Source organism: uncultured Nostoc sp., assembly GCF_964245575.1.
Lineage (GTDB): Bacteria > Cyanobacteriota > Cyanobacteriia > Cyanobacteriales > Nostocaceae > Nostoc.
This window is the reverse complement of sequence record NZ_CAXTNP010000399.1, coordinates 1-5,184: the sequence shown is the minus strand read 5'-3', so window position 1 is coordinate 5,184 and position 5,184 is coordinate 1. Positions and strand designations below refer to the sequence as shown.

The 5,184-nt window shown below is 42.2% G+C and carries 8 protein-coding genes; 4 read left to right on the top strand and 4 right to left on the bottom strand.

What is annotated here, in order from left to right; translation table 11 throughout:
* The 3 genes from ACFFAP_RS35475 to ACFFAP_RS35465 all read left to right on the top strand — a co-directional run.
* A partial coding sequence (locus ACFFAP_RS35475) for a hypothetical protein (protein ID WP_375515604.1) occupies positions 1-259 on the top strand: 259 nt, incomplete at its 5' end.
* A 15-nt stretch (positions 260-274) separates the two neighbouring features.
* Positions 275-502 carry a type II toxin-antitoxin system HicA family toxin gene (locus tag ACFFAP_RS35470; RefSeq protein WP_375515603.1) on the top strand — a complete coding sequence of 76 codons (228 nt, stop codon included), beginning with the start codon at positions 275-277 and terminating at the stop codon, positions 500-502.
* On the top strand, positions 499-723 hold the full coding sequence (locus ACFFAP_RS35465; protein ID WP_375515602.1) for a type II toxin-antitoxin system HicB family antitoxin: 225 nt from the start codon (positions 499-501) through the stop codon (positions 721-723). The genes ACFFAP_RS35470 and ACFFAP_RS35465 overlap by 4 nt, the downstream gene beginning before the upstream one ends.
* 157 nt (positions 724-880) lie before the next feature.
* Here the strand turns inward: ACFFAP_RS35465 and ACFFAP_RS35460 are convergent, their stop codons facing one another.
* Together ACFFAP_RS35460 and ACFFAP_RS35455 are read right to left on the bottom strand one after the other, a co-directional pair.
* Complete coding sequence (locus tag ACFFAP_RS35460; RefSeq protein WP_114085304.1) at positions 881-1,189, bottom strand: HigA family addiction module antitoxin; 309 nt, start codon at positions 1,187-1,189, stop codon at positions 881-883.
* 15 nt (positions 1,190-1,204) lie between these two features.
* Positions 1,205-1,489 carry a type II toxin-antitoxin system RelE/ParE family toxin gene (locus ACFFAP_RS35455; RefSeq protein ID WP_375515601.1) on the bottom strand — a complete coding sequence of 95 codons (285 nt, stop codon included), beginning with the start codon at positions 1,487-1,489 and terminating at the stop codon, positions 1,205-1,207.
* Between the two features lie 412 nt (positions 1,490-1,901).
* On the opposite strand from ACFFAP_RS35455, the gene ACFFAP_RS35450 reads away from it, so the two are divergent.
* Positions 1,902-2,378: a hypothetical protein gene (locus ACFFAP_RS35450; protein ID WP_375515600.1), complete on the top strand. Its 477-nt coding sequence runs from the start codon at positions 1,902-1,904 to the stop codon at positions 2,376-2,378.
* 208 nt (positions 2,379-2,586) lie between these two features.
* Here the strand turns inward: ACFFAP_RS35450 and ACFFAP_RS35445 are convergent, their stop codons facing one another.
* Together ACFFAP_RS35445 and glgB are read right to left on the bottom strand one after the other, a co-directional pair.
* Positions 2,587-2,811, bottom strand: coding sequence for a hypothetical protein (locus tag ACFFAP_RS35445; RefSeq protein ID WP_375515599.1), 225 nt, complete (start codon positions 2,809-2,811; stop codon positions 2,587-2,589).
* Positions 2,812-2,820: 9 nt separating this feature from the next.
* The gene (glgB, locus tag ACFFAP_RS35440; RefSeq protein ID WP_375515598.1) at positions 2,821-5,112 is read right to left on the bottom strand and encodes a 1,4-alpha-glucan branching enzyme; all 2,292 of its coding nucleotides are present in this window, start codon (positions 5,110-5,112) and stop codon (positions 2,821-2,823) included.
* Positions 5,113-5,184 lie beyond the last annotated feature (72 nt).

Sequence of the window (5,184 nt, the reverse complement as noted above, 5' to 3'; positions counted from 1 at the left end):
AGCCATCCAAGCATTAGCCAAACACTTTAGAAATCAGCCTGAGTTGTTTGAAATTTACTACAACTGCGCTGTCAATGACCCCTTTGAGCGTGAGCAAGACTATGAAACCAACCCTCGGCGCGTTGCACTAGAGATAATTATCAAGCAATTTTCTCAACATCTCCAGACTTTACCACTGTTGCGCGACAAAGCAGCGAATGATGCAGATGAGCAAGTGCGAAAGTTTGCTCAACAGAAGTTAAAGCAGTGGAGAAAGTAAATGTAAGCTGAGTATATGCCTAAGAAAATCAGAGAACTCAAAAGCTTGTTGCTACAAGCAGGGTTTACATACCGTGCTGGAAAAGGTAGCCACACTAATTGGTATCATCCCTTGCTATCTGGGAGAGTTACTATATCAGGTAAAGACGGGAATGATGCTAAAGCTTACCAAGAGAAAGATGTTAATAATGCACTTCAAAAGTTAGAAGAAATTAAAAAGGCTCAAGAGGAAGAACAAGAATGAATTCTCACTACACAATAATTATTCAGTGGTCTGATGAAGATGAGTGTTTTGTTGTTAGTCTTCCTGAATGGGGAGAGTTTTGTCATACTCACGGAGATACTTACGAAGAAGCTTTCAAAAATGCTCAAGAAGTTTTAGAAATGCTGATTGAATCATCTTTGGCAGACGGTCAACCTCTACCAGAGCCAAAAACACTAGAAAAGTCGTTAAACGTAGCATAACTCTAAAGAGCGCTTCCCATAAATCCAGATAATCTTAGTTAAATATCTCTTGGCCTAAACTCCACCAACTACAATAATCAGATTAATTCCATTTTTGGGGTCAGCGATGAAATTATCTGCAACCCAGCTAGGCATAGTCATGATGTTTGTAGAAGTATTAGGTTACATCATTAAAGGAAAGTGTAGGTATTTGATTATAAACTTCTGCATTTTCTTCAAGAGCTTGACGTATATCGTATTGCGTTTGTAAATTCAACCAAAACTGAGCGCTGTTACCAAAATAGCGAGATAAACGCAAAGCTGTATCTGCTGTAATAGTGCGTTTTCCAGATAAAATTTCACTAATTCTTGTCTGAGCTACACCTATATCTTTGCTTAATCGATAAGGGGTGATATTTAGTGGCTCTAAAAATTCTAGTTGTAGGATTTCTCCAGGGTAGATATTTGGCAGACGGTTGTTGTTCATGATTATTTCTAGGCGTTAGTGGTAATCTACTATTTCAACTTCCAAAGCATTGTTCTCATCCGTCCACACAAAGCAGATTCGCCATTGCTCGTTAATACGAATACTATACTGCCCTTTCCTATTGCCAACTAGCTTTTCTAAACGATTACCCGGTGGAACACGTAAATCGTTAATTGATGTTGCAGCGTCAAGGATAAGCAGTTTTCGGAAAGCAGTTTTTTGGATATTGGGCGGATACTGAGAAGATGTAAAGCCGTCAAAGATAAGCTTTGTCTCTTCAGATTTAAAACTAACTATCACAATCCTATCGCTTTGCGTTACTATCGTCAAACGTTAGTATACACTTCAAGGCGAACTTGCAAATTGCCTTGGTCAAAACCGCGACAACAACAGGCTATCAAAATTGCTCAATAACTTTTAGATATATTGAATGAATCATCTTGAGCAGATACACATGGTGAACTGCTACCTAAACCGAAAACACTAGAAAAGTCGTAAAAAGTAGCATCACTCCAAAAAAGCGCTCCTTTGACATCTACCCAAATAATCCTAAGTTATACTTTATTGGTTTAACCAGCAGCATAATCTGTTCGATAATCTCTTCAGAAGATGTGCCGCAGCTACGTCCTTGGTAGACATCGCATTTACTCTGGGAATCATATACTTAGCAAATCTTGCTACTGACTCTCTAGTATCCCCAAGTAATTATACGATGGCTAATCAAAACATCACAGGCACTCTTTCGCCAGAAGATATCCAAGAAATTAAAGCAGCGCTACAAATAATCGCCCAAAAGATGCCCTTTCTCATTGCTTTAACTGCACAAGAACGACGCAAGTTATTCAAAATGGGCGATAAAAGCCTAGCTTTTGTTACCAATAGCGTCAACGTTGCTCAGTCTAACCGTGAGATTCTCCCAGCCAGCTTTGACATTGAGGAATTTATCCGGGATTATCAACTAGCTACCACACTCAGCGAACTTTTAATCTCAATCCGGCAACTCAGCGAACAAGTAGATGATACCCTATTGGCAGTCGGTAGCGAAGCGATGCTCGGCAGTTTGACAGTTTATGATTACGTCAAGACAGCAGCAAAAAAGACTCCAGGTTTAAAAACTGTAGCAGAACTGTTGAGCGATCGCTTTAAAGCTATTAGTAAAGGCAGAGCTGCAAAAACTTCTGGCTCTTGATAAATTAATACTCGTGAATGAGGCTTTGAGCTAGGTTCATCCACCTTTGATACTCGTGAATGAGTCTTTTAGCTCCATTCATCCACCTTTGATACTCATTAATGAGTCTTTTAGCTCCATTCATCCACCTTTGATACTCATTAATGAGTCTTTTAGCTCCATTCATCCACCTTTGATACTCATTAACGAGTATTTGAACTGGATTCATTTACTTCAATAGTGCGCTTCTTCTGAGTACTAAGCGGAATTCCACGGGTAAATGCAGAGCGATCGCTAGTTGATAAATAGATGCCGCGTCAATACTATTGCGCTTTGATTGAGTAAATAGACCATGCTGTAGGGGCGCAAGACCTTGCGCCCCTACGATAAATGTGGTTGAAATAAATGAAAACTGCTGTAAAGTTTTGATTAGACCTGGGTGGGCAATGCCCACCCCAAATTGTTATCCAATTACCTCAGCAGTGTTCTGCTTATCCAATTTGAGAATCAACACACCCAAAGGTGGTAAACATAAATCCAGCGAATAAGGACGACTGTGCAAAGACCAATCATCTGTCCACTTACCGCCTAAGTTGCCCATATTGCTGCCGCCATACTGACGCGCATCACTATTGAATAACTCAGTATAAAATCCCTTTTCCGGTACACCGATGCGGTAATGAGAATGGGGTTGCGGTGTAAAATTGCAAATCACGATCGCAAAATCATCAGAATCCTTGTCACGACGCATGAAGGCAACTACACTATGGCGGTTATCACTACAGTCAATCCACTCAAACCCCGCTTGGGCAAAATCCTGGGTGTACAAAACTGGTTCAGAACGGTAAAGATAATTCAAATCATGGAAAAACGTTTTTAACTGTTGGTGGGCTTCATTCTGCAATAAATGCCATTCCAAATCTGTCCAATCATTCCACTCACTCCACTGCCCAAACTCCATGCTCATAAACATGGTTTTCTTGCCTGGGTGAGCAAACATGTAGGCAAATAAACAACGCACATTTGCTAACTTCTGCCATGTATCCCCCGGCATTTTACCGATGATATTGCTCTTACCATGCACCACTTCATCGTGAGACAGGGCCAGCATGAAGTTCTCACTGTGGTTGTACCACATACTAAAGGTGATATTGTTTTGGTGGAACTGACGGAACCAAGGATCCATGCTGAAGTAATCCAGCATATCGTGCATCCACCCCATATCCCACTTCAAGTTAAAGCCAAGTCCGCCTGTGTAAGTGGGCCAAGATACCATTGGCCAGGAAGTCGATTCTTCAGCAATTGAGAGAACACCGGGGAAATAGCTAAAGATAATGTGATTTACCTGACGCAGAAAATCTGCTGCTTCTAGGTTTTCTCTGCCGCCATACTGGTTGGGCAGCCATTCTCCTGGTTCGCGGCAATAATCATTGTAGAGCATCGAGGCAACAGCATCGACACGAACCCCGTCAATGTGGTACTTGTCAAACCAGAAGAGAGCGTTTGCTGCTAGGAAATTACTGACTTCATGGCGACCGTAATTGAACACCAAAGTACCCCATCCTTTGTGTTCGCCTTTGCGGGGGTCAGCGTGTTCGTAAAGGTGGCTACCATCAAAGAAAGCTAAACCATGTCCATCTTTGGGGAAGTGACCAGGAACCCAATCTACAATTACCCCGATATCATTTTGGTGACATTTGTCAATAAAATACATTAAATCTTCGGGTCTGCCAAAACGGGAGGTGGGGGCATAGTACCCAGTGACTTGATAACCCCAAGAACCATCAAAGGGATGCTCCGCAATGGGCAGCATTTCTATGTGGGTGTATCCTAATTCTTTGACATAAGGAATGAGTCGGTCAGCCAGTTCCCGGTATGTAAGGAAGCGTGCGCCCGGCTTCAGTCCAGAAACGATAACTACAGGTTCAGTTTCACCATTTGGCAGTTTAGCAGGTTCGGCACTCGAAGCGTGTAACCAAGAGCCTAAATGCACTTCATAGACTGAGACAGGCTCTTTAAGGGGGTCAGTGTGACGCCGCTTTTCCATCCAATCTTCATCACTCCAAGCGTAAGCATCTAAATCAGTAACAATAGATGCTGTTTTCGGGCGGACTTCTTGCTGGAAACCGTAGGGATCGGATTTTTCGTAAATGTGTCCTTCAAAATTTTTGATTTCGTATTTGTAATGCTCTCCCACACCGATTTCAGGAATAAACAATTCCCAAATTCCAGTGCGGCCTTTACGCATCTGGTGTTTACGCCCATCCCAGAGGTTGAAGTCTCCCAACAATGAAACGTTGCGAGCGTTAGGTGCCCAAACTGCAAAATAAACGCCTTTAACGCCGCCTATTTCCGTGGGGTGCGCTCCCAGTTTTTCGTATATTCGGTGATGGTTGCCTTCACTAAATAAATGCAAGTCAAAGTCTGTCAAGTTGGGAGAACGGAAAGCGTAAGGGTCATAAATGACACGCTCATGTTCCCCTTCTTTAATCCGTAACTGGTAGTTTGCTAGTTCTGTGGTTTCAATCGTGCATTCAAAAAAGTGGGGATGATGCACTGTTTGCATTGGGTATTCTTTACGTTGTTCAGGAAGAACCACCCATGCTGCACTTGCATTTGGTAGGTAGGCCCGCACAGCCCAGACAGTTTTGCCATCTTGTTCTATGGGATGAGAACCTAGTATTTCAAAGGGATCGTTATGCTGATTCCAAACGATACTGTTAACCTGTTCAGGGGCGATCGTGGTCATGGACATGAAGCTACCTAAGCGAAATAACTTGACTGACTAAATCTACTTTTTTAACATCTATCTATATTTATATATTCT